Below are 23,057 nucleotides of genomic sequence, written 5' to 3' on the forward strand. Positions count from 1 at the left end.
ATCGGTCGATGGGAGCGCTTCCATCGACAAAGGTTCCAACTGGAAGATCGCCGGGACCGTCCTCGTGGCGGGCCCGGGGAACCATCCGAAGGCCGACGGCGGGCCAGCCCGGACGCCGCCGTCAGCCATCATCCCGCCACAGGGAGGGAGGTGGAACCAGAGCCACTCGCGTGGCCCGGCTCCCGCGCGACACGCACGGCAGGACCCAATTCCGCCCGTGTGTGTGCAGTTACGGTGGGGACGGGGGTTGCCCTCCCCCGTCCCCACACTAAACCCCCGTACACGATGGGAAAAGAGGCCGACGGGACAGGCGCGAAGCGCCGCCCGGTCGGCCTCGTTCGCTGTCCGGGGCCCTCAACCGCCTCGACCCGCCATCGTCGGCCGCCGTGACGGCCGGCTCACCGGGTCGAGCGCTTCTGGCCTATCCTGGGAGCGCTCCCGAATCTGGGCGGTGGGCCCCGTATCCACGAGGAGAATCCATGTCGATACCTACCGGGCCCGCCGGCCCGCTGCGCTTCCCCCGCCACTTCGGTTGGGGCGCGGCCACCTCTGCCTACCAGATCGAGGGCGCCGCCAAGGAGGACGGCCGCGGCGAGTCGGTCTGGGACACCTTCAGCCGCATCCCCGGTCGTACCCGCAACGGCGACACCGGCGACGTGGCCGCCGACCACTACCACCGGTACGTCGAAGACCTCGACCTGATGCGTGACCTGGGTCTGCGCAGCTACCGCTTCTCCATCTCCTGGCCCCGCATCCAGCCCGACGGCAGCGGAGCGCCCAACCAGCGTGGGCTCGACTTCTACCGTCGCCTCCTCGACGGTCTGCACGAACGCGGCATCGCCCCGATGGCGACCCTGTTCCACTGGGACCTGCCGCAGGCGTTGCAGGACGCCGGTGGCTGGGAGTCCCGCGACACCGCCCTGCGCTTCGCCGACTACGCCAACGCCGTCTTCAGCGCCCTCGGCGACCGGGTGCCGGTCTGGCTCACCATCAACGAGCCCAAGACCGTCGTACAGAACGGCTACCTCACCGGCCACCACGCGCCCGGTCGACAGGACCCGGAGGCCGCCTACCTCGTCGCCCACCACCTGCAGCTCGCGCACGGCCTCGCGGTGCGCGCGCTACGGGCCTCGGACAGCACCGCCCGGATCGGCCCCGCGCTCAACCTGCACCCCTGCTACCCCACCGACGACTCCGCCGAGGCCGCCGCCGCCGCGCACCTCTACGACGGCTACGAGAACCGCCTCTACCTCGACTCGGTGCTCAAGGGCAGCTACCCGCAGGACGTCCTGGCCGACCTCGGCCCGCAGAGCCGGATGGTCCGGGGCATCCGCGACGGCGACCTGGCGGTGATCTCGTCACCGGTCGACCTGCTGGCCGTGCAGTACTACACGCCCATCTACGTCGCCGCCGACGGCAGCACCGAACACCGCTGGCCCACCTCCGAGGCCGGCTGGCAGCAGATCTACCCCGACGGGATGTACGACATCCTGACCCGGGTCACCCGCGACTACGGCCCGATCCCGCTCACCGTGACCGAGAACGGTCTGCCCACCCCCGACACCCTGGCCGCGGACGACACCGTCGACGACAGTGGCCGGATCACCTTCCTGCGCGACCACCTGGCCGCCGCGCACCGCGCCATCGCTGACGGGGTGCCGCTGGAGAGCTTCCATGTCTGGTCGATGCTCGACAACTTCGAATGGGACGAGGGATACGAGCAGCGTTGGGGCCTGGTCTACGTGGACTACGTGACCCAACGGCGCGTGCTCAAGCGCAGCGCCCACTGGTACCGCTCCGTCATCACCGAGGGTGGCTTCTGAACGGCTCGCCCGGACGGCCGGGCCCGGACGGCTCGGCTCGGGTGAGCCGGTGACCGTCCGGGTCACGGCCGGAAGACTCAGCGGGGCAGCGCCTGCTGCAACTCCGCTCGCAGCGCCGGGGTGAGCATCTCCCCCGCCTGCTTCGCCAACCGGGCCATCTCGTAGCCCACCACGCCGATGTCGGCGTCCCCGGCCGCGAGCGTGGCCAGGATGGACCCGTCGCGCACCTGCATCACCAGGAAATAGCCCCGGCCCATCTCGACCACCGTCTGCTTGACGATGTCGCCGTCGAACATCTGCGCCGCGCCCGCCGTGATGCTCATCAGCCCGGACGTCACCGCGGCGAGCTTGTCCGCGTGGTCGCGGGGCAGGTGGTCGGAGATCGCCACCAGCAGCCCGTCGGAGGAGACCACCACCGCGTGCGCCACGCCCGGCACCCGCTCCGCGAACGCGCTCACCAGCCAGCTCAGGTCACGTGCCTCCTGGCTCAACGTCGTCACTGTCGTCGTCCTCCTTCGTCGTGCCCCCACGAGGGTGGCACCGGTATCTCGGTGGTGTCCTCGGCCTCGGCACGCCGTACCCCGCTGTAGAGCCGGGAAAGCATGCCGCCGACCGCGTCCGGGTCGAGGTCGGCGCGCCGCGGCGACGACTCCGGCTGGGCGGGGCGGGTGACCGCGGAGAGCTGCGCCATGGGTACGCGTACCGGAAGGCCCCGCTCGTTCGTGCCGGCCGTCACCGGAGTCGCGGGCGGCACGGGCTGGACCGGGGCCGCCGACGCGGTCGGCCCCTGCCGGGACCACCAGCCACCGCCGTCGCCGGCGGAAGCGGCAGCCGGAGCCAACACGTCCTCGGCGCGTACCGGCACGGGTCGGGTCTGGCGGGGCACGGCCGCGGCCGGCGGACGACCGGCCACCGGAAGGTCCAGCGGCGCGGTCGCTGTCCCGTGGACGGAGCCGGACGGGGGCACACCCGCCCCACGCTGCGCCGCGGCGCCCCGGGCCGCGTTCGACGCCAGCATCCGGGCGGACGCCGGCGGATCCAACTCGACCGCGCCGCCGGGCGCCAGCAGGGTCGCCGGCAGCACGAGCCGCGCGACGAGGCCACTGTGGCGCCCGTCGAGCTGCACACGCACACCGAGCCGGCTGGCCAGGTGACTGACCACGAACAGGCCCATCCGCTCGACCGCCGCGACGTCCGCGGCCGGCGGGCTGGCCAGCACCGCGTTCGCCTCGGCGAGCGCGGACGGGCTCATGCCCAGACCGTCGTCGACGATCTCGATGAGCGCGGTCGACGCCTCGACCCGCGCGGTCACCACGACGAAGGTGTCCGGACGGGAGAAGGCCGTGGCGTTCTCCAGCAGCTCGGCCAGCAGGTGCACCAGCTCGCCGACCGCGTGCCCGACCACGTTGACGGCACCCATCGACTCAAGCCGTACCCGCTGGTACTGCTCGATCTCGGCGGCGGCCGCCAGCAGCACGGTGCCCAGGCCCACCGGACGGTTCCACCGGCGGGTGGAGTCCGTGCCGGCCAGCACCAGCAGGCTCTCGTCGTTACGGCGCATGCGGGCGGCCAGGTGGTCGAGCTTGAAGAGGTTCTCCAACTGGTCCGGGTCGCTCTCCTCACGCTCCAGGTCGTCGAGCAGCTCCAGTTGCCGCTCCACCAGCACCTGGCTGCGGCGCGCGAGGTTGACGAACATCGCGTTGACGTTGCGGCGCATCAGCGCCTGCTCGACGGCGACCGTCACGGCGCTGCGGTGCACCGCGACGAACGCCTCGGCCAGCTCGCCGATCTCGTCGAGCGAACGGACGACCGCCGGGGACACGTCGATGGTCGGCACACCACCGGTGACGGTGCGCAGCCGGTCCAGCGCGTCGGGCAGCTCCACCTGCGCGATCCGCAGCGCCTGGCTGCGCAGCAGGCGCATCGACCGGGCGACGGAGCGACCGACCAGCAGAGAGATCAGCAGGGCGACCAGCAGCACCGCCACGACGCCGCCGACCACCAGCAGGGTGGTCCGGAGCTGGCCGCTGCTCGCGTCGTCGGCCTGGCGCACCGCGTCGTCGAGCACACTCGCCTCGACCTGCCGCAGCAGCTCCTGGCGTTGCTGGCTCGCCGACCACCACTGCTCCGAGGGCAGCACCTCCGGCGCCGCGTCGCCGACCGGAAGACTGCGCTCCTCCAGGCGGGTGGCGACCTGGAACCCCGGGTTCACCGAGGTCTCGTCGTACCGGCGGATCTGGTCGCTGGTGGCGGACACCCGGAACGCGCCGAGCGCGGTGAGCTGTTGGGCACGCAGGTCGGAGAGGATCACCCGGTCCTCGGTGCCGTACCGGCCGGCCCGGCCGGCGCCGTAGAGCTGCGCCCGGACCCGGGAGGACAGCTCCTTGACCCTGGCGATCTGGACGTAGCGCAGCACCGCGTCGCTCAGCCCCGGTCGGTCCTGGCCCGGTGTCGGCTCGGCGAGCAGGTCCAGCAGCGCGTCGACCGCCCGGTGGTAGTTGCTCAGGATGGTGTCGTTGCTGAGCACCGCCGGCGGGATGGCCGGTCGGATGTCGACGACCTGGTCGTACGCCTCGAGCACCTCGGAGTAGGCGACCCGCCAGGAGGCGTCGGCGTCGGCCAACGGCTCGGCCGCCCGCCGGAGGTCCTCGACGGCGCGGTCGGTGGCCGACTGCAACGGCCGCAGGGCGGTGGCCGCCGCCTCGCGGTCGCCACCGCGGCGCAACTCGCCCAGCTCACCCGCCGAACGGTCCCGCTCCTGCTGGAGCTGGTCGACCACGGCGGTGATCTGCCGACCGATGCCGACCTGCCGGGAGAAGTCGTTCAACGTGGCCGTCCGACCGACCAGCGCGCTGGTCTGCACGCCCGCCAGCACCAGGAACGCCATCGACGGCACCAGCAGCACGGTGGCCAGCTTGGTGCTCATCCGCCAGTCCCGCAGCCGGAACGGCGAGCGGCGTCGATGCGGGACGACCCGGACGTCGAAGCGACGCCGACGGTGGTTCGACACCGCACCGATCGACGGGTCGGGACCTGCCGCCACCCTGCCTCCTCCGTCCTGCCGCGTCCACCGCGACCCGGGGAGCGGAGTCCATCCAACCAGGCTCGGTGGCGCTGTCAACGGCCCGGGCAGGGCGAAAGTTCAGGAAGGATACTGCGGGTGGGAACGTCCTGTCGTGGTCGGTGAGACCAGTTCGTCCGTCCGGCCGATGTCGGCGAGCGCCGCCGCCGCATCAAAGTGACCCAGGGCCACCAAAGCGGCTCCGGTGGCACCGATCTCCGGGTTGCGTTGGTGCGACACCGGTCGCGGCGCGAGCGCGGCGGCGAACGCCTGCCGCCACCACACCGACGCGGCCACCGCGCCGCCGCCCAGCACCACCCCGACCGGCTTGTCGACTGTGGACTCCAGCACCGCGAGGTCCTCGGCGACCAGCTCACACAGCCCCTGCATGAGCCCGGCCAGGATGTCCACCGCCGTGGTGCTGAAACTCAGACCGCGCAGCTCGCCGGTGCCCGCCGGGGCCAACCCGGGCGCCCGGTCGCCGCCGAACCGGGGATCGGCCGGCCGGCCACCACCGACCGGCACCAGCGCCAGCGCCGCGTCCAGTTCGTCCCCGTGGGGCAGCCGCAGCTCCCGGTCCGCCCAGGCGAACAGGTTGCCACCGCTGGAGTACGCCGCCCCGGTCACCACGTGGTCGTGGTCGACCCGGTAGCGCCAGAGCCGCTCGGGCAGCCGCGGCAGCGGCTCGCCGGCCGGGATGCGCTGCATCAGGCGTACCGCCGCGGAGGTGCCCACCGTGACGGCGGCCCGGCTCGGGTCGGCGCAGCCCGAGCCGACGTTGGACGCGCCACCGTCGCCCACCGGCGGCGCCCACCGGGCCTCGGCCAACTGCGGCCAGCGGCGGGCCCGGTCGGGGCGGAGCCGGCCGTGCCAGTCCAACTCGCCCAGCGGCGGCAGGTCGCGGGGCCGTACGCCGGCCAGCGTCAGCGCCTCCTCGTCCCAGCGCAGGGTGACGAGGTCGAGCAGGCCCGTGCCGGAGGCCTGCGAGATCGACATGGGCGCCGTCTGGAGCAACTCGCCCAGCACGTACTCCGGAAGGCCGACGAACCGGGTGATCGGCGTGCCCGACTGGTCCCGCAGCCAGGGCAGGCGCACCGGCCAGTAGGAGCGGTGCCACCAGCAGCCGGTGCGTTGGTGGAAGCCGTCCGGGTCGGCCGGGCCGGACGTGTCGCCGACCGGCGCGGGCCGGGTGTCCAACCAGGTGACGACCGGGCCCAGCGGGGTGCCGTCACGGTCGAGCGGAAGCACCGAGTGCCACTGCGCGGACGTCGCCACCATGCCCACGTCGTGCAGGTGCCCCGCCTCGGCCAACTCGTCCAGACAGTCGACGAGACTGGCGAGGTAGTCGGGGCCGGAGAGGGTGCCCGTGCCGTCGTCCCCGATGGCGATTTTGACCTTGCGCCGGGCCAGGGCGCCGGGCAGCGGCCGGGTTTCCCCGTCCAGCACCAGCCCGCGTACGGAGGAGGTGCCCAGGTCGAGCGCGAGAATGTTCATCGCCGGTCAAGTTACCCGGTGCCGGCCGCGCCGGGACGAGGGTCCGGCCCGGCACACCCGTACGCCGGAAGGGGTCCCGAGTGAGGCCTCGACCGCGTAAGGTGATGCGCATGCTCGCGCACCCAACCTCCTGGTGGCCCGCCGACCCGGCGGCCACCCCCCGCGCGTAGCTTCATCCACGCGGCCGCCACCGAGGCGGCCGCCGGATCTCCGGCCCGGATGGCCGCCCCCGATGGCGGCGCCCAGCGCCCACGGAGACCACGATGACCAGCCAGAACCCCCTGACCGACCTGCTCGCCGCCATCTCCCGGGGCGACGATCCCGGCCCCTTCGCGCTGCTGCGCCGCGAGGGCGCCGACGACCTGGAACTGTTCACCGGCCCGGTCGGCACCGTCGACCGGCTGGCGGACATCCCGCTGACCCCGGGCGAGCCCGGGGCGCGGACGTTGGCCCTGGTGCCGTACCGGCAGATCGCCGAGCGCGGCTTCGCCTGCGTCGACGACGACGCCCCGCTGGAGTGTCTCCAGGTCCGCGAACACGATCGGATTCCGCTGGCCGAGGCGCTTGCCGCGCTGCCCGACGAGCCGGTCCGCACCCGGGACGCCGCCTTCGACGTCAGCGACGAGGAGTACGCGCGGATCGTGCAGCAGGTGCTCACCGACGAGATCGGTCGCGGCGAGGGCGCCAACTTCGTCATCCACCGCACCCTGCACGCCACCGTGCTGGGTGCGCCGCTGGTGGCCGCGCTGGCCGCGCTGCGCCGGCTGTTGGTCGCCGAACGCGGCGCCTACTGGACGTTCGTGGTGCACACCGGCGCCCGCACCATGGTCGGGGCCAGCCCGGAACGGCACGTCAGCGTCGACGACGGGCTCGTCATGATGAACCCGATCAGCGGCACCTTCCGGCCCACCGGCGGCATCCCGGACCGGGCGGCGCTGCTGCGGTTCCTCGCCGATCCGAAGGAGATCGAGGAGCTGTACATGGTGCTCGACGAGGAGCTGAAGATGATGGCGACCGTCGCCGAGCACGGCGGCCAGGTCATCGGCCCTTATCTCAAGGAGATGTCGCACCTGGCCCATACCGAGTACCTGCTCGCCGGCCGGGGCACCCGCGACGTGCGGGAGGTGCTGCGGGAGACGATGTTCGCGCCCACCGTGACCGGCAGTCCGATGGAGAACGCCTGCCGGGTGATCGCCCGGCACGAGCGCCGGGGTCGGGGCTACTACGCGGGCGTGCTGGCGCTGCTCGGCCACGACGACGCCGGCCGGCAGACGCTGGACGCGCCGATCCTGATCCGTACCGCCGAGATCTCCCCGTCCGGTCGGCTGCGGGTGCCGGTCGGCGCCACCCTGGTCCGGCACTCGACGGCGGCCGGTGAGGTGGCCGAGACCCACGCCAAGGCGGCCGGGGTGCTGGCCGCGCTGGGTCTCGGCCCGGCGGCGTCCACCGGCGAGCGCGGGCCGGTCGTGCGGCTGGCCGACGACCCGGAGGTACGCGACGCGCTGGCCGCGCGTAACACGCCGCTGGCCCGGTTCTGGTTGGACCAGCGCTCGCCCGACGCGTCCGGGCTGCCCGGCCTGGCCGGGCTGCGGGCCCTGATCGTGGACGCGGAGGACACCTTCACCGGCATGTTGGCGCACCAACTGGGCGCGTTGGGTCTCGCGGTCACGTTGCGCCCGTGGCACGCCGGCGGCCCGGTCGACGGGTACGACCTGGTGGTGGCCGGGCCCGGCCCGGGTGACCCGGGCAGCCCGGACGATCCGAAGATGGCGGCGTTGCGGGACCTGCTCGGCGAGTTGCTGGCGTCCGGTCGACCCACCCTCGCGGTCTGCCTGGGGCACCAGGTGCTGGCCGGGCTGCTGGGGCTGCCCCTGCACCGCAGGGACGCTCCCTACCAGGGGCTGCAACGGGAGGTGACGCTGTTCGGCCGGTCCCGCCGGGTCGGCTTCTACTCCTCGTTCACCGCCCGCGCCCAGGTGGACCGGCTGGACACCGCGTACGGGACCGTGGAGCTGGCCCGGGACGTCCGCGACGGGTCCGTGCACGCCCTGCGTGGGCAGGGCTTCGCCGGGGTGCAGTTCCACCCGGAGTCGGTGCTCAGCCCGGACGGACTGACCGTGCTGACCGAGGTGTTGACCGACCTGCTGCCGGCGTCGCGCCCGGTCGGCCAGGGTTAGCTCCCGGCCACGGCATGGTCACCGTCGTCCCGGGGTAGGGCTGGTGCGACCGGTGGCGCGGGCGGGTCGAGAGCCCCCGTCCGCGCCACCGGTCGCCTCAGCCGCCCAGGCCCTGCTTGAGCGCCGTGCCGATCAGCACCGCACGGCGGGCGGTGAGGGCGCAAGCGCCCAGCGCCACCGCGTCCGGGGCGATCTCCCCGTTGTTGCTGGTGTGCGAGGCGCCGTACGGGTTGCCGGCGATGAACTGGCTGGAGTCGGTGTAGCCGGGAGGGACCACCACACCACCCCAGTGGTAGAAGACGTTGAAGAGCGACGTCAACGTCGTCTCCTGACCACCGTGCGACGTCGCCGTGGAGGTGAAGGCCGCGTACACCTTGTTGGCCAGCGCGCCCTGCGCCCACAGCGGGCCGGTGGTGTCGATGAACTGCTTCAACTGCGCGGCGATCATGCCGTACCGGGTGGGCGAGCCGAAGATCGTCACGTCGGCCCAGGCCAGGTCGTCGATCATCGCCTCGGGAACGTCCTGGGTCTCCAGATGGTGCGCCTGCCAACCGGAGTTCGAGCGGATCGCCTCGTCCGGCGCGAGCTCCCGTACCTTGCGCAGGCGCACCTCCGCGCCGGCTTCCCCGGCGGCCTCACACGCGGCCTGCGCCATCTGGTAGGTGATGCCGGTGGCGCTGTAGTAGATCACCGCCACCTTCGTCTGGGCAGCCATCAGAGTTGTCCCCTTCTCGTCTCGGGTCAGCTCCCGCGACTACCCCGGCGGTGCGGAGACAAACGACGGATCGCGGTGTTCCGGTCGTCCGGGTTCAAGTTTTCCGCAAGTTCCCGGACGTTCCGATCCGGCCGCCCGCGCGGACGGCGATCCTGATGCCAACCGGTGCCGGCGTGCGATCCTGCCGCCCCCCTGGCACCGGCGCCTGAACGGGGGATCGCGCTCCGCCGGCAACGGCGCTGGCGCAGCGCGATCAGGGGTCCGCCGTCATCGAAGGCCCCGCCCGCTCAGCCCACCGGCCGGTCAGCGGACCAGCATCGTCATCAGCCGGTCCAGCTCGGCCGCCGGGTCGGCGGTGAGGCCGGTGTGTACCGGACCGGCCTGGATCATCGTGCTGCGCGGCGCGACCAGCCAGTGGAAGCGCTCACCGAGCCGCATACGGGTGGCCGGCCCGTCGCCGGAGCAGGTCCTGTCCAGCGACTCCAGCACTGCGGCGACGGCCGGCAGATCGACGTCGGGCGCCAGGGCGCGCGCCCGGTCGGCGTCCAGGTGCGTCCGCGCGGCCAGGAAGTCCCGCTGCTGGCAGTAGAGCAGCACACCCACGTTGATCTGTTCGCCGCGCTCGACGCGGGGCACCAGCCGGATGACGGCGTACTCGAAGGGATGCCTCACGCCGCGCTCCCCGCCGGCAGCCAGTCCGCCGGGTCGGCGACCCGCCGCGACAGGTGCGACACGTACGCCTCGCGCGCCTCGTCGGCCGAGTCGAAGTCGGCCGCGGTCAGCCACTGGGCCGGCACCAGCGCCAACACCTCCCGGAGGAGGTCGGGGGTGACCCGGGCGGCCAGCTCGTCGTTGGCCTCGGCGACCCGGGCGGCGTACGGCGCGAGCACGTGGTCCTCGGCCCGGTAGGCGCGGTGCACGGCGGCGTCGGCGCGGGGCCAGTTGTGGTGGAAGTACAGCGCGGCGCCGTGGTCGATGAGCCACAGCTCCCGGTGCCAGATGAGCAGGTTGGGGTTGCGCCAGCTCCGGTCGACGTTCTCCACGTACGCGTCGAACCACAGCACCCGGGAGGCCAGCAGCGGATCGACGGGGTGCGCCACCGGGTCGAAGCCGAGCGCGCCCGGCAGGAAGTCCATCCCCAAGTTGGCGCCGCCGCTGTTGCGCAGCAGCTCCTGTACCTCCTGGTCGGGCTCGGCCCGGCCGATCACCGGGTCGATGTCGAGGACCACCAGCGGCGGCACCCGCAGGTCCAGCCGGCGGGCCAGCTCGCCGCAGATCACCTCGGCGACGAGCGCCTCGGGCCCCTGCCCGGCGCCGGTGAACTTCGCGACGTACGTGCCGAGGTCGTCGGCCTCCACGACGCCCGGCAGTGAGCCACCCTCCCGCAGTGGGGTGACGTAGCGGATCGCGGTGACCTGGCGGAGCACGCCGCCCACCCTACTGTGATCTCCGGTCAGCGGGGTCGCTGGAGGCCGCGCAGCAGCAGGTCGACGAGGCGGCGGGGGTCGTAGTCCGGGTCGTTGTCGCGACTGACGCAGAGGTTGCCGATGCCGCGCATCAATTCGTACGGGCGCGTGCCGGGGGTGATCTCGCCCGCGTCGACGGAGGCGTCGAGCAGTTGCCCGCAGACCGGCACGAGGCGGTCGAGGAACCAGGCGTGCAGCGTGTCGAAGCCGCCGGCGTCCGACTGCAGCGCGCTCGCCAGGCCGTGCTTCGTGACCAGGAAGTCGGTGAAGAGGTCGACCCACTGGCGGAGGGCCGCCAGCGGGGAGGCGGCGTTCGCCAGCAGGGTCGGGCCCGCTTCGGCGCAGGCCTCGACCTGGTGGCGGTAGACGGCGACGACGAGGTCCGCCCGGGTCGGGAAGTGCCGGTAGATCGTCCCGATGCCGACCCCCGCGCGGGCCGCGATCTCCCGGATCGGCGCTTCGACGCCGGAGGTGACGAAGACCGCGGCGGCTGCCGTCAGGAGCGTCTGCTGGTTGCGCACCGCGTCGGCGCGGCGGCCTCGGGCCGGCATCTCCGGGGACTGGCTCGTCGCCGACACGGTTCTCCTCCACACGCCGTTTGGAAAACGGATCAGCGTTCCGTATATTAGTGGAACGGCGATCCGCTTCAACTGTAGCGGAGGCGGGGACACCCCTGCCGTGCCACCTCCGCACCATGGGAAGGCAACCATGACCACATCGACCCTCGTCGCCGACACCATCAGCACCCCGATCGTGTCCGTCGGCCCGATCACGCTGCCGGCCCCCGGCCGCGCCGTGGACCTGCAGGTACGCGTCTCCGCGCCGATGACCGGCACCCGGCTGCCGATCATCCTGCTCTCGCACGGCCACGGGCACTCGAACAACCTCTCCTCGCTCAACGGCTACGGGCCCCTCGCCAACCACTGGGCGGCACTCGGCTTCGTCGTGATCCAGCCGACCCATCTGGACTCGAAGACCCTGAGCCTCGACCCCGGCGACGCCGAGGCACCGCTCTACTGGCGTTCACGGGCCCACGACATGACGCGCATCCTCGATGCGCTCGACGCCATCGAGGCCGCCGTCACGCAACTGCACGGCCGTCTGGACCGGGAGAGGGTCGCCGTGGCCGGGCACTCCATGGGCGGGCACACCGCCAGCCTGCTGTTGGGCGCGCGGCTCACCGACCCGCACGACGGGACGCCCGTCGACCTGACCGAGCCCCGGATCAGCGCGGGGGTGCTCCTCGCCGCCCCCGGCCGGGGCGGGGACGCGCTCAGCGAGTTCGCCCGGAGCTACGGGTTCTTCCAGACCACGGACTTCTCCGCGATGACGACGCCCGCGCTCGTCGTAGCCGGCGACCGGGACACCTCCGAGCACCTGACGGTGCGGGGCGCGCAGTGGCACGCCGACCCGTACGTCCTGTCCCCCGCCCCCAAGTCGCTCCTGACCCTCTTCGAGGCGGAGCACGGTCTCGGCGGGATCTCCGGCTACGACGCCGCCGAGACCACCGACGAGAACCCGCGACGGGTGGCGGCGGTCGCGGCGCTCACCGCGGCGTACCTGCGCAGCACGCTCTACCCGGGAGATCCCGCGTGGCAGTCCACCCGCGCGGCGCTCACCTCGGGGGTCGACGCGGTCGGACGGGTCGAGTCCAAATAGGCCGGGGTGGGGGCCAGCGGCACGCCCTGGCCCCCAGCCACCCGGGCCCGGTGTCAGTCGAGCTTGTCCCGTAGGTCGTCGACCTGGTTCTGGAGGCGGTCCACCGCGCCCTTGTTGTTGACGAACGTGGTGATGCCCGCGGCGAGGCCCAGGCCGATCAGGACCGCCAGGATGCTCAGCACCAGGCCGCCGATGGACACGCCCCGGCCGGTCACGCCCGGCCGGCGGGCCATCTTCAGCCCGACGATGCCGAGGACGATGCCGATAATGCCGAGCACCAGTCCGACCCAGGCGAGGATGGCCGTCAACACGCTGAACAGGCCGGCCACACCGAAGACCAGAGCGAAGGTGGCGGCCGCGCTGGTCTTGGCGCCGGTGGACGCCCGATGGGCCCGAGAATCGGCCGGTACGCCGGCACCGCGGGCCGGTTGGCTTGCGGCAGTCATGAGACTCCCTTCCGTACGCGCGGCGCGCGTACTTCCGGCCGGCCGCATTCCCACCGGCACGGCGGTTAACCGTGCGTGTCGGTCCTCGGGCCTAGGCTGCGGCGTGGCGACCGGAAGGGGTGCGATGACTGCCGACCTCAGCGCGGCCGAAGCGCTGGCACTGCGGATGACCAGCCTGCTGCTGCGCCCGCCCGGCGGGCCGGGCACCGTCGCCGAGGTGGTCGAGTGGTTCGGGGCGATGCAGGCTCAGGACCTGGCGAGCGGGCTGTGGTCGCTCGGCGCCCGGCTGCCGGGGTGGACGGTGACCGACGTGCAGGCCGCGCTGGAACGCCGCGAGGCGCTGCGCACCTGGCCGATGCGGGGCACCGTGCACCTCATCCCGCCCGCCGACACCTGCTGGATGCTGGAGCTGACCGGCGTACGCGCGCTGGCGGGCTCGGCGACCCGGCGCGTACAGCTCGGGCTGACCGAGGCCGACGAGGCGCGGGCGCTCGACGTACTCGGCGTCGCGCTGGCCGGCGGCGGCCGGCTCAGCCGGGCGCAGTGTCTCGCCACCCTGCGCGCGGCCGGCATCGGCACCGACGGCCAGCGCGGCTACCACCTGCTCTGGTACGCGAGCGTGCGCGGGGTGACCTGTGTGGCGCCCACCATCGGCACCGAGCAGACGTTCGTCCTGCTCGACGAGTGGGCGCCGGAGCAACGCCGCCCGGAGCGGGACGAGGCGTTGGCGCTGCTCGCCCACCGCTACGTCCGGGGCCACGGGCCGGTCACCGACCGCGAGTTCGCCGGGTGGAGCGGCCTCACCCTGACCGACGCGCGGCGCGGCCTGACCGCCGCCGCCGACCTGCTGAGCACGGTACGCGTCGACGGCGAGCCGATGTACGTGGACGCGGCACTGGCCGACATCCCGCGCGCCCCGGCGCCCGAGGTGCTCGCGTTGCCGGGCTTCGACGAGTACCTCCTCGGCTACCGGGACCGCACGCTGATGCTCGACCCCGCGCACCGGGCGGCCGTGGTGCCGGGTAACAACGGCATCTTCCAGGCCACCGTGGTCCGCGCCGGTCGCGTGGTCGGCGTGTGGAAGCGCAAGGTCGGCCGGCAGGCCGTCACCCTGACGGTACGGCCGCTGGTGCCGATGACCGCCGCCGAACGGGTCGAGGTCGAGCGGGCGCTGACCCGGTACGCGGACTTCCTCGGACTGCCACCACGGTTCGACTGGTTGACCTGAACGGGCGGGCTACTGGCCGACCCGGGTGGGGCGGCCTACTGGCCGGCCTGACCGGGTGGCCTACGGGCCGGCCGGGTCGGGTGGCCTATCTCCGACCGGGTCCGGGGTGGTCCGCCGACCGGCCTTCTCCCCGGCCCGGTCGGGCGGGGTCGTCCGGGGACGGGCGGCGGTGAGCAGGTGGACGATCCGGGCCACGCCGGGGTCCGTCCGGATCTGCGCCACGCTGGCCGGCAGCGGCAGCCGCCAGTTCGGATACTCGTCGACGGTGCCCGGCATGTTGGGTTGGCGCACCTCCCCCAGCACATCGTAGAGGGACACGCCGAGCAGTCGTGACGGGCTGGCCGCGAGCGCGGCGTGCATCGCCACCACCACGTCACCGTCGGCCGGGTCACCGTCGGCCCCCGCCCCGGAACCGACCTCGGGCCCGGCGGCGGCCTCTGCTTCGGCGGCGGCCTCGGCCCCGGCGGCGGCCCCTGCTTCGGCGGCGCGCGAGCCGGGCAGCAGCGCCTCGTTGCGCAGCATCGCCAGCAGCCGCTCGCGGTCGGTGGCGGCCCGGGCGCGTTCGACGGCCACGTCGGTGCCGAGCAGCTTCAACTCGTCACGCACCCGCACGTGCTCGCCGGTCAGGAATCCCGGGGCGGTCGGCAGGTCGTGGGTGCTGATCGTGGCGAGGGCGTTCGTGGGCCAGCGGGTCGGTGGGGTGAACTCGCCGTCGTCGTCCCGGGCGAACCACAGCACCGTCGAGCCGAGCATGTTGCGCCCACGCAGCCCGCGGGTCACCGCCGGCTGGACCGTGCCCAGGTCCTCGCCGACGACCACCGCGCCGGCCCGGTGCGCCTCCAGCGCCAGGATGCCGAGCATCGCCTCGGCGTCGTACCGCACGTAGGTGCCCTCGGCGGCCCCGGCGCCCGGCGGCACCCACCACAGTCGCCAGAGCCCGGCGACGTGGTCGACCCGCAGGCCGCCCGCGTGCCGCAGGGTCCGCCGCAGCATGTCCCGGTACGCCGCGTACCCGGTCTCGGCGAGCCGGTCCGGTCGCCACGCGGCGAGGCCCCAGTCCTGGCCGAGCTGGTTGAAGTCGTCCGGGGGCGCGCCGACCCGTACCCCCTGGGCCAGGACGTCGGCGAGCTGCCAGCCGTCCGCGCCGCCCGGGTCGATGCCGACGGCCAGGTCGTGCACCACGCCGACCGGCATGCCCGTCGACCGGGCCGCCGCCGTCACGGCGTCGAGCTGCTCGTCACAGAGGTGTTGCAGCCAGGCGTGGAACGCCACCCGGTCGGCGAGTTGGCGACGCTGCTCGGCGACCGCCGGGGCGTCCGGGTGGTGCAGCTCCGCCGGCCACGCCCGCCAGTCGTTGCCGTGCCGCTCCGCCAGCGCGCACCAGGTGGCGAAGCTGGTCAGCGCCGGGTCCGCGTCGAGGTCCACCGCCGGGGCGTACGGGTGCAGCAGCTCCAACGCGTGCCGCTTGGCGGCCCACACCTCGTCGTAGTCGATCAGGTCCCGGCGGTCGGGGCGTAACGCGTCGACCACCGCCCGGGTGGCCGGGTCCGCCGCCGTGTACGCGGTGGTGTCGCTGACGCGCAGGTAGAGCGGATTCACGAAGCGTCGGCTGGCCGGCGAGTACGGCGACGCGGCCACCGGGTGCGCCGGTCCGACCGCGTGCAGCGGGTTGAGCAGCACCAGTCCGGCGCCCGTTCCGCCCGCCCATCCGGTGAAGTCGGCCAGGTCGCCGAGGTCGCCCATGCCCCAGGACCGCTCGGAGCTGAGCGCGTAGAGCTGGAGCATCCAACCCCAGGTGCGGGGCGGCACGGGCAGCCGCCGGGGCACCACGACGAGGGTCACGTCCCGCCCGTCACAGGCCAGCCGGTGCCAGCCCAGCGGCAGGTCAGCGGGCAGCTGCGCGTCAACCGTCCGGCGACCACCGTCCTCCAGGGACACCACACCCGGGCCGGGCAGCACGTGTGTCGCGCCCTCGGCAAGCACCAGGGTCGGCGGCAGCGCGGTCCGGTCCACCGCGCGGGCGGCGGCGAGCGCGTCGGCGATCGCGGCGGGGCTGGTGGCGTCCACGCCGAGCAGCCCGAGCACGCCGACGACCGTCTCCGACGCGACCTCGACGCGGCGGTGCCGCCAGTCCTCGTACCAGGTGGACACGCCGTGCGCGGCGGCCAACGCCACAAGTCCCCGATCCATCACCAACCCACCCTGCCACGCCCACCCCCGTGCCGCAGCACCACACGCCCCCGCTCCCCTTCCCGCGATCTTGCACTTTCTGCGGCGACATAAAGGACCCTCCCCTCCAGTCGACGACACAAGGTGCAAGATCGGCGCGGGCGGGGGCGGGGGCGGGGGTGCGGGCCGGGTTAGTGGGACTTGTCGAGGGTCAGGTTGCGGCCGGTGGATGGGTCGAAGAGGTGGATCTTTTCCAGGTTGAACCAGGCTCGGCGGGATTGCCCTTCGGCGGCGCCGGACTCGGCGGACAGTCGGGTCACCAGGTTGCCGCCGCCGCCGGCGAAGTCGCCCGCACCCGCGTCCGCGGCCAACTCCTCCAACTCGGCGGCGCTGGCCCGCTCACCCTCCACGGTGAAGTACACGTACTTGTCCGAGCCCATCGACTCGACGATCTCCACCGGGGCTTCGAACTCCAGACCCCGGCGGCGGGTCTCGTCGTCGACCAGCTCGGCGTCCTCGAAGTGCTCGGGCCGGATGCCGAGGATCAGTTCGCGGGGCGCGTCGGCCGCCTCCAGCTCCCGGCGCAACCGGTCGTCGAGCGGCACGTCGCCCAGGGCGGTCCGCAGGCTGCCGTCCTGCACCGCCGCGTGCAGGAAGTTCATCGACGGCGAACCGATGAAGCCCGCCACGAAGAGGTTGCGCGGGTGGTCGTACAGCTCCTGCGGAGGGCCGACCTGCTGCACCGCGCCACCCCGCATGATCACCACCCGGTCGCCGAGGGTCATCGCCTCGGTCTGGTCGTGGGTGACGTAGACGGTGGTGGTGCCGAGCTGCTTCTGCAACCGGGACACCACCGTGCGCATCTGCACCCGCAGCTTCGCGTCGAGGTTGGACAGCGGCTCGTCCATGAGGAACGCCTTGGGCTGGCGGACGATCGCCCGGCCCATCGCCACCCGCTGCCGCTGACCACCCGAAAGGTTCGCGGGTTTACGGTCCAGCAGCGCGGTCAGCTCCAGCACCTTGGCGGCCTCGTCGACCTTGGAGTTGATCGTCTCCTTGTCCAGCTTCGCCAGCCGCAGCGGGAACGCCATGTTCTCCCGCACGGTCATGTTCGGATACAGCGCGTACGACTGGAACACCATGGCGATGTCCCGGTCCCTCGGCGCCTTGTCGTTGACCCGCTGGCCGCCGATGCGCAGCTCGCCGGAGCTGATGTCCTCCAGCCCGGCGATCATGTTGAGGGTGGTGGACTTTCCGCAGCCGGAGGGGCCGACCAGGATCACGAACTCGCCGTCGGCGATCTCCAGGTCGACGTCCTGCACGGCGACGGTCCCGTCCGGGAAACTCTTGCTCACCTTGTCGAGCACGATGTCAGCCATGACTACCCACCTATCCCTTGACTGCGCCGGAGGTCAGGCCGGAGACGATGCGGCGCTGGAAGAAGAGGACGAACAAGATGATCGGTACGGTGATCACCACGGCGGCGGCGCAGATCGCCCCGGTGGGGTCCTCGAACTGGGACGCGCCAGTGAAGAACGACAGCGCCGCCGGCACCGTGCGGGACCGCTCGGTGGAGGTCAGCGAGATGGCGAACAGGAAGTCGTTCCAGCAGAAGATGAAGACCAGGATCGCCGTGGTGAACAGGCCGGGCGCGGCCAGCGGGGCGATCACCCGCCGGAACGCCTGGGCCTGCGTGGCGCCGTCCATCTTCGCCGCCTTCTCCAGGTCCCACGGGATCTGCTTGAAGAACGCCGACAGCGTGTAGATCGCCAGCGGCAGCGCGAAGGTGATGTACGGCAGGATCAGTCCGGGCCAGGTGTCGAAGATCCCGAGCTGCCGTTCGATCTCGAACAGCGGCGACACCAGTGACACCTGCGGGAACATCGCGATCAGCAGGGAGATGCCGACCAGCAGCTTCTTGCCCGGGAAATCCAGCCGGCTGATGGCGTACGCGGCCATCGCACCGAGGACCACCGCGATCAGCGTGGCGATCAGTGCGATGCCGATGGAGTTGACAAGCGCTCGGACGAACTGGTCGGTGTCGAAGATCGTCCGGTAGTTGTCCAGCGTCCACTCGCGGGGGATGAACTTCCCGTCGGTGAGGGTGGCCGGCGTCTTGAACGACAGCGAGGCGATCCACAGCACCGGGACCAGCGCGAAGACGACCACGAGGATGTCCAGCAGGCCCCAGCGCAGCTTCGCGCGGGTGGTGGTTTCCGCGGCCATGTCAGCGCCTCTCCCCATCGTCGCTACCGGGGGCAGCGGTACCGAACAGCTTCACGAAGACGAACGCGATGATCGCCACGGTGAGGAAGACGAGCACCGACATCGTCGAGCCGATGCCGAGGTTGAGACCCCGCAGGAGGTTGTTGTAGGCGAGCATCGACACCGACGAGGTCTCGTTGCCTCCGGCGGTCAACACGAAGATGTTGTCGAACACGCGGAACGCGTCGAGCGTGCGGAACAGCAGCGCGACCAGGATCGCCGGCTTCATCACCGGCAGCATCACCTTGGTGAACTTCTGCCAGGCTGTCGCGCCGTCGGTGGAGGCGGCCTTGAGCAGGTCGTCCGGCACCAGGGCCAGCCCGGCCATCAGCAGCAGCGCCATGAACGGCGTGGTCTTCCAGATCTCGGCCAGCATGATGATCGCCAGCGAGCTGGCCCGCTCGGTGAGCGGAGCGCCGTCGCTGAACAGGTCGGCCAGGTAGCCGGTGCCGGGTGTCCAGGCGTACCGCCAGGAGAAGGCGGCGACGACCGTGACGATGCCGTACGGGATGAGCGCCGCGGTACGGACGATGCCCCGCCCGACGAGCGTACGGTGCATGATCAGCGCCAGCCCCATGCCGAGCACCAGCTCGACGGCCACGGTGACCACCGTGATCAGCGCGGTCACCCCGAACGCCGTCCACCAGAACTCGTTGCTGAGCACGGTGACGTAGTTCTCCAACCCGACGAACTCGCGCTGGTCGGGAAAGCGCAGGTCGTAGCGCTGCAACGACAGCCAGACCGAGTAGATGATCGGGTACGCGGTCACCAGGACCATGACCAGCGCGGCGGGCGCGCAGAGCAGCCAACCGAGCCGGCGCTCGGCCTTCTTGTTCTCGCTCAGCGGCGGCTTGCGGCGACCGCCGCGCTGGGTGGGTACGGCGGCGCGCTGGCCGTCGGTCACCTCGGTCGCCTCGGTCGACTCAGTGGTGGCGGGCCGGGTCATGGCAGCACCCCCTTCGATTCCAGGGCGTCGGCGATGGCGTCGCGCAGCTCGTCGGCGGTCTGCTGCGGGCGGATCCCGGACGGCGGCGACAGGATCGCCGACATGACGGTGGAGATGCTCTGGTAGGCCGGGGTCAGGGGGCGGGTCGCCGGGTCCTTCAGCTCTTCCAGGATGGTGTCCTTCATTGGGTACGCCTCGGCCATCTCCGGCTCGTCGAAGACGGCCTCGATGGTCGGTGGCACGCCGTCGTTGATCGCGGAGAACTTCTGGTGCTCCGCGCTGCGCAGGCACCGCGCGGCCTCGAACGACAGCTCCGGGTGCTTCGAGTACGAGCTGACGGCCAGGTTCACCCCGCCGATGGTGACCTTGCTGGGGGTGCCCTCGTCGACGCCCGGCACGCGGGCCCAGCCGACCTGCTTGGCCAGCTCCGGGTTGGCCTCCTGAAGGGCCGGGTAGACGAACGGCCAGTTCACCTGGAACGCGCCCGACCCGGACTGGAACTCCAGCCGGACCGGGTCCTCGGTGGCGTTGCTGAACGACGGCGAGGTGACGCCCGACGTGGCGAACTTCTGCAACTGCTCCAGCGCCCGGACCGTGCCGTCGTCCATCACGGCCTTCTTGCCGTCGTCGGAGAGGACCTTGCCGCCCGCGCTCTCGGCCAGGGTGTTGTAGAGGACGACCAGACCCTCGTACTGCGCGCCCATGGTGAGCACCTGGTACGGCTTGCCCTGTTCCTTGAGCTGCCGGGCAGCGGTGATCATCTGGTCCCAGGTGGTCGGTGGCTGCGGCACCAGGTCCTTGCGGTACCAGAGCAACTGCACGTTGGTGTTCTTCGGTGCGGCGTAGAGCTTGTCCTCGTACCGGGCGGTCGCCAGCGGCCCGGCGAGGGTGCCCTGCTCGACCTCGGCCTTGTCCTGGCCGGTCCACTCGCGGATCCAGTCGGCGCTGGCGAACTCCTGGGTCCAGGTGACGTCCAGGCCGAGGATGTCCATGCCGGTGTCCTCGGCGGCAAGCCGGCGCACCATCTGTACCCGCTGGTCGTCGGCCTGTCGGGGCAGCACCCGGTAGGCGATCTTGTACCGTCCCTGGGCCTGCGTGTTGCAGTCGTCGACGACCTTCTGCAGGTTCTGCTCGGGCGGGTAGTACAGGTTGAGCGTCGGTGGTCCACCGTCATCGGCTGCGCCACACGCGGCGAGCGGCGCGACCAGCGCCAGCGCGGCGGCAGCCGCCCCGACCCGGGCAACCGGCCGGCGTCGGTGTCGGTGTCGGGCCGTTTCGGGGTCCGTCATCGCCTTCCCCCTCTCGTGCACAACGGACCGGGGAGGGCATCCGTGCCCCGGCGCACGGTGAGCTGTCTCCGAGCCCAGGAGCTGCGAAAACGCCCCGCTCGGGTACTCCGTGCGGCTACACTGCCCCACTCCCCACGCCGCGAAACCTGCCGGCAACACGACAGGCTCCCACCCCAACCAAACCCCCAACCCCCACCCCACCCCCTCTCAGCCCTGTTGATCAAGAGGTTTGCGTCAGGAAAGGCGTCTTTCCTGACGCAAATCTCTTGATCATCGGGAGCGGGCGGGGTGGGGCAGCCCTCAGCCCCGGGCCCGCGCCCAGGAGAGGAAGCGCTCGGTCATCCGGGCGGGCGGGTGGTCGGGGTGGAGTTGGGTGAGCTGCTGGGTCGCCTCGTTCATCAGGGTGCCGAGGTAGATCAGCAGTCCGGTGCGGTTGGTCCGGTACTCCGTGAGCAGGGCGAGCTTGGCCGGCTGGCAGGGCCACTCCCGGCCGCAGTTGCGGCACCGCCAGAGCGGACGCATGGCGACATGCGGAACGGGCGGACGGACCACCATCACCACCACCGCGCTTCGTCGTGGTCTCTCGGGCTGAGCACATCGACCTCCTCGTGCAGGGGAAGGGGGTCGCTCCCGCAAGGGGGAAACGGGAGCGACCCCGGGCAGAGCCCGCCACCGCCATTGCGGCCACCAGCGAACCCGCCATTGGTGACAGTCTGCGAGGAGTCAACTACGGTCGATCCGTGCTCGCGGCATCCGCGCAGCTCAGCGGTCCGGTCGAGCAGCCACGAGGGACACGCGGCTTCGGGTTGGGCAGAGATGGGGGAGTCAATGGGGACAGTGACGGACTACGTGCTGGAGGAACTGCGCCTGCTGCGGGCGGAGACAGGGCTCAGCCAGGACGACTTCGGCCGGGGAATCGGCTACTCGGGCTCGCACGTCAGCTCCGTGGAGACGGGCGGGCGACCGCCCACGAAGGAGTACATGCGGGCCGTCGACAACCACCACCGGACGGGCGAGCGCTTCCAGCGGATGCTGGAACGGTTGGGCCGGCTCGACGCCGAGCCGGCCTGGCTGCGCGAATGGATCGAGTTCGAGCGGGAGGCGACCACGCTGCGCTGGTTCGAGTTGGCGTACGTGCCCGGCCTGTTGCAGACCGAGCGGTACGCCCGCGCCACGCTGGCCGGCGGGCGGTTCGACGCCGAGGACGTCGACCGGATCGTCGCGTCCCGGCTGGAACGGCAGGCGATCCTGCGCCGCCCGCGTCCGCCGCAGCTCATCGCCGTGCTGGACGAGGCGGTGCTCCGCCGGCCGGTGCTCGACCAACCGGGCCTCATGGTCGAGCAGTGCGAGCACCTGGTGGAGCTGGCCACCCAGGAGCACATCCAGGTGCATGTCGTGCCGGTGGATGCTGGCATGTACCTGGGCTTGGCCGGACAGTTCATCATCGCCGAGATGCCCGACGGCGAACGGGTGGCGCACGCCGACAACCAGCTCATCGCGCAGTTCGTCGACGCGTCGACCGACGTCGCTAAGCTGGCGAAGACGTGGGAGATCGTCCGCAACGAGGCGCTCCCCCGCCGGCCGTCAATCGAGCTGATCAAGGAAGTGGCGAAGTCATGGACACCCTGACCCCACGGTGGCGCAAGTCGACCCGGTCCGGCGGTAACGGCGGCTCCTGCGTCGAGGTCGCCGACAACCTGCCGCACGTCGTGCTGGTGCGCGACACCAAGGACCGCGACGGCGGCACCCTGCACGTAACCCCGACGGCCTGGAAAACCTTCGTCGCCTACGCCAAGCAGCACTGACCGCACCCCACACGCAGACCTCCCCGCCCCCGCCCCCGGCACCCCGCCCCGCCCCAGCCCCGGCACCCCGCCCCGCCCCGCCCGCCCGCCCCCCGAACGGCCGAACGGCCGAGCGGCCGAGCGGCCGAGCGGCCGAGCGGCCGAACGGCCGAGCGGCCGAGCGGCCGAGCGGCCGAACGGCCGCCCGCGTCGATCTTGCAGTTTCGGTCGTCGAAAAGCCTGGAATGCCGCCTATGCCGGCACAGAAAGTGCAAGATCGCGGCCAGGCCCCGTCGATCATGGAGTTGTGGTGCCCGTCTTGGGTGGCGTGGGTAGTTTTGTCGCCCACCACAACTCCTTGATCGACCGGGCGCAGGGCGGCGACCGGGGCGCCGAGCGGCAACCGGGCGCAGTGCAGGAACCCGGAGGGCCGAGCGGCGACCGGGCGCAGCGCGGGGACCCGGGGGGCCGAGCGGCGACCGGGCGCAGTGCGGGGACCGGGGGGCCGAGCGGCGACCGGGCGCAGTGCGGGGAC

Annotated in this window: 20 protein-coding genes; 6 read left to right on the top strand and 14 right to left on the bottom strand. The window is 72.3% G+C overall.

The annotated features are described in order from the left end of the window. Positions 1-479: 479 nt before the first annotated feature. Complete coding sequence (locus ACQP03_RS23560) at positions 480-1,823, top strand: GH1 family beta-glucosidase (RefSeq protein ID WP_357128299.1); 1,344 nt, start codon at positions 480-482, stop codon at positions 1,821-1,823. Between the two features lie 77 nt (positions 1,824-1,900). Here ACQP03_RS23560 and ACQP03_RS23565 read toward each other — a convergent pair whose 3' ends face one another. The 3 genes from ACQP03_RS23565 to ACQP03_RS23575 form a co-directional block, all read right to left on the bottom strand. Then, a complete protein-coding gene (locus tag ACQP03_RS23565) occupies positions 1,901-2,323 on the bottom strand; it encodes a roadblock/LC7 domain-containing protein (RefSeq protein ID WP_053652618.1) in 423 nt (140 codons plus the stop codon). Further along, the gene (locus ACQP03_RS23570) at positions 2,320-4,866 is read right to left on the bottom strand and encodes a sensor histidine kinase (protein WP_357170973.1); all 2,547 of its coding nucleotides are present in this window, start codon (positions 4,864-4,866) and stop codon (positions 2,320-2,322) included. Before ACQP03_RS23570 ends, ACQP03_RS23565 begins: the two co-directional genes overlap by 4 nt. A gap of 99 nt (positions 4,867-4,965) precedes the next feature. Further along, the gene (locus ACQP03_RS23575) at positions 4,966-6,378 is read right to left on the bottom strand and encodes an FGGY family carbohydrate kinase (protein WP_357128293.1); all 1,413 of its coding nucleotides are present in this window, start codon (positions 6,376-6,378) and stop codon (positions 4,966-4,968) included. Positions 6,379-6,641: 263 nt separating this feature from the next. On the opposite strand from ACQP03_RS23575, the gene ACQP03_RS23580 reads away from it, so the two are divergent. Continuing rightward, positions 6,642-8,555 (top strand): anthranilate synthase family protein, encoded by a 1,914-nt coding sequence (locus ACQP03_RS23580; protein ID WP_357128290.1) that lies wholly within the window; start codon positions 6,642-6,644, stop codon positions 8,553-8,555. 97 nt (positions 8,556-8,652) lie between these two features. Here ACQP03_RS23580 and wrbA read toward each other — a convergent pair whose 3' ends face one another. From wrbA to ACQP03_RS23600, 4 genes are all read right to left on the bottom strand, one after another. After that, complete coding sequence (gene wrbA / locus ACQP03_RS23585) at positions 8,653-9,270, bottom strand: NAD(P)H:quinone oxidoreductase (protein ID WP_355047649.1); 618 nt, start codon at positions 9,268-9,270, stop codon at positions 8,653-8,655. 303 nt (positions 9,271-9,573) lie between these two features. Next, positions 9,574-9,942: a DUF3037 domain-containing protein gene (locus ACQP03_RS23590; RefSeq protein ID WP_357128287.1), complete on the bottom strand. Its 369-nt coding sequence runs from the start codon at positions 9,940-9,942 to the stop codon at positions 9,574-9,576. Further along, on the bottom strand, positions 9,939-10,697 hold the full coding sequence (locus tag ACQP03_RS23595; RefSeq protein ID WP_433458547.1) for a HipA family kinase: 759 nt from the start codon (positions 10,695-10,697) through the stop codon (positions 9,939-9,941). The genes ACQP03_RS23590 and ACQP03_RS23595 overlap by 4 nt, the downstream gene beginning before the upstream one ends. Before the next feature lie 26 nt (positions 10,698-10,723). Beyond that, positions 10,724-11,314: a TetR/AcrR family transcriptional regulator gene (locus ACQP03_RS23600; RefSeq protein WP_396832300.1), complete on the bottom strand. Its 591-nt coding sequence runs from the start codon at positions 11,312-11,314 to the stop codon at positions 10,724-10,726. Between the two features lie 130 nt (positions 11,315-11,444). Between ACQP03_RS23600 and ACQP03_RS23605 the strand changes: the two genes are divergently transcribed. After that, positions 11,445-12,395, top strand: coding sequence for an alpha/beta hydrolase family protein (locus ACQP03_RS23605; protein WP_357170969.1), 951 nt, complete (start codon positions 11,445-11,447; stop codon positions 12,393-12,395). Between the two features lie 53 nt (positions 12,396-12,448). On the opposite strand, the gene ACQP03_RS23610 is transcribed toward ACQP03_RS23605, so the two are convergent. After that, positions 12,449-12,841 carry a DUF4190 domain-containing protein gene (locus ACQP03_RS23610; RefSeq protein WP_355047644.1) on the bottom strand — a complete coding sequence of 131 codons (393 nt, stop codon included), beginning with the start codon at positions 12,839-12,841 and terminating at the stop codon, positions 12,449-12,451. Positions 12,842-12,965: 124 nt separating this feature from the next. Here ACQP03_RS23610 and ACQP03_RS23615 point away from each other — a divergent pair, with 124 nt between their 5' ends. Beyond that, the gene (locus ACQP03_RS23615; protein ID WP_433458550.1) at positions 12,966-14,069 is read left to right on the top strand and encodes a winged helix DNA-binding domain-containing protein; all 1,104 of its coding nucleotides are present in this window, start codon (positions 12,966-12,968) and stop codon (positions 14,067-14,069) included. 60 nt (positions 14,070-14,129) lie between these two features. On the opposite strand, the gene malQ is transcribed toward ACQP03_RS23615, so the two are convergent. The 6 genes from malQ to ACQP03_RS23645 all read right to left on the bottom strand — a co-directional run bounded on the left by malQ (position 14,130) and on the right by ACQP03_RS23645 (position 21,260). Beyond that, positions 14,130-16,259, bottom strand: a complete 2,130-nt coding sequence (gene malQ, locus ACQP03_RS23620) for a 4-alpha-glucanotransferase (protein WP_363660450.1) — start codon at positions 16,257-16,259, stop codon at positions 14,130-14,132. Positions 16,260-16,429: 170 nt separating this feature from the next. Then, entirely contained in the window at positions 16,430-17,617 is a 1,188-nt protein-coding gene (locus tag ACQP03_RS23625; RefSeq protein ID WP_357128272.1) for an ABC transporter ATP-binding protein, read from the bottom strand. Between the two features lie 10 nt (positions 17,618-17,627). Further along, entirely contained in the window at positions 17,628-18,464 is an 837-nt protein-coding gene (locus ACQP03_RS23630; RefSeq protein WP_357170963.1) for a carbohydrate ABC transporter permease, read from the bottom strand. Between the two features lies 1 nt (position 18,465). Next, the gene (locus ACQP03_RS23635) at positions 18,466-19,449 is read right to left on the bottom strand and encodes a carbohydrate ABC transporter permease (protein ID WP_363660449.1); all 984 of its coding nucleotides are present in this window, start codon (positions 19,447-19,449) and stop codon (positions 18,466-18,468) included. Next, a complete protein-coding gene (locus ACQP03_RS23640; protein WP_357170959.1) occupies positions 19,446-20,738 on the bottom strand; it encodes an ABC transporter substrate-binding protein in 1,293 nt (430 codons plus the stop codon). The genes ACQP03_RS23635 and ACQP03_RS23640 overlap by 4 nt, the downstream gene beginning before the upstream one ends. Before the next feature lie 300 nt (positions 20,739-21,038). Continuing rightward, complete coding sequence (locus ACQP03_RS23645; RefSeq protein WP_357128264.1) at positions 21,039-21,260, bottom strand: flavin reductase; 222 nt, start codon at positions 21,258-21,260, stop codon at positions 21,039-21,041. Positions 21,261-21,566: 306 nt separating this feature from the next. Between ACQP03_RS23645 and ACQP03_RS23650 the strand changes: the two genes are divergently transcribed. Both ACQP03_RS23650 and ACQP03_RS23655 read left to right on the top strand, forming a co-directional pair. Beyond that, a complete protein-coding gene (locus ACQP03_RS23650) occupies positions 21,567-22,367 on the top strand; it encodes a helix-turn-helix domain-containing protein (RefSeq protein ID WP_357128260.1) in 801 nt (266 codons plus the stop codon). Then, a complete protein-coding gene (locus ACQP03_RS23655; protein ID WP_357128257.1) occupies positions 22,355-22,543 on the top strand; it encodes a DUF397 domain-containing protein in 189 nt (62 codons plus the stop codon). The genes ACQP03_RS23650 and ACQP03_RS23655 overlap by 13 nt, the downstream gene beginning before the upstream one ends. The last annotated feature ends 514 nt before the right edge of the window (positions 22,544-23,057 follow it).

Source organism: Micromonospora sp. CA-248212 (assembly GCF_050948405.1).
Classification (GTDB): domain Bacteria; phylum Actinomycetota; class Actinomycetes; order Mycobacteriales; family Micromonosporaceae; genus Micromonospora.

Coding starts and splice junctions, on each gene's coding strand:
- wrbA (WP_355047649.1), bottom strand. CDS start 9,270: ATGGCTGCCCAGACGAAGGTGGCGGTGATCTACTACAGCGCCACCGGC.
- ACQP03_RS23625 (WP_357128272.1), bottom strand. CDS start 17,617: ATGGCTGACATCGTGCTCGACAAGGTGAGCAAGAGTTTCCCGGACGGG.
- ACQP03_RS23580 (WP_357128290.1), top strand. CDS start 6,642: ATGACCAGCCAGAACCCCCTGACCGACCTGCTCGCCGCCATCTCCCGG.
- ACQP03_RS23605 (WP_357170969.1), top strand. CDS start 11,445: ATGACCACATCGACCCTCGTCGCCGACACCATCAGCACCCCGATCGTG.
- ACQP03_RS23640 (WP_357170959.1), bottom strand. CDS start 20,738: ATGACGGACCCCGAAACGGCCCGACACCGACACCGACGCCGGCCGGTT.
- ACQP03_RS23635 (WP_363660449.1), bottom strand. CDS start 19,449: ATGACCCGGCCCGCCACCACTGAGTCGACCGAGGCGACCGAGGTGACC.
- ACQP03_RS23655 (WP_357128257.1), top strand. CDS start 22,355: ATGGACACCCTGACCCCACGGTGGCGCAAGTCGACCCGGTCCGGCGGT.
- ACQP03_RS23610 (WP_355047644.1), bottom strand. CDS start 12,841: ATGACTGCCGCAAGCCAACCGGCCCGCGGTGCCGGCGTACCGGCCGAT.
- ACQP03_RS23645 (WP_357128264.1), bottom strand. CDS start 21,260: ATGCGTCCGCTCTGGCGGTGCCGCAACTGCGGCCGGGAGTGGCCCTGC.
- ACQP03_RS23560 (WP_357128299.1), top strand. CDS start 480: ATGTCGATACCTACCGGGCCCGCCGGCCCGCTGCGCTTCCCCCGCCAC.
- ACQP03_RS23650 (WP_357128260.1), top strand. CDS start 21,567: ATGGGGACAGTGACGGACTACGTGCTGGAGGAACTGCGCCTGCTGCGG.
- ACQP03_RS23575 (WP_357128293.1), bottom strand. CDS start 6,378: ATGAACATTCTCGCGCTCGACCTGGGCACCTCCTCCGTACGCGGGCTG.
- malQ (WP_363660450.1), bottom strand. CDS start 16,259: ATGGATCGGGGACTTGTGGCGTTGGCCGCCGCGCACGGCGTGTCCACC.
- ACQP03_RS23615 (WP_433458550.1), top strand. CDS start 12,966: ATGACTGCCGACCTCAGCGCGGCCGAAGCGCTGGCACTGCGGATGACC.
- ACQP03_RS23630 (WP_357170963.1), bottom strand. CDS start 18,464: ATGGCCGCGGAAACCACCACCCGCGCGAAGCTGCGCTGGGGCCTGCTG.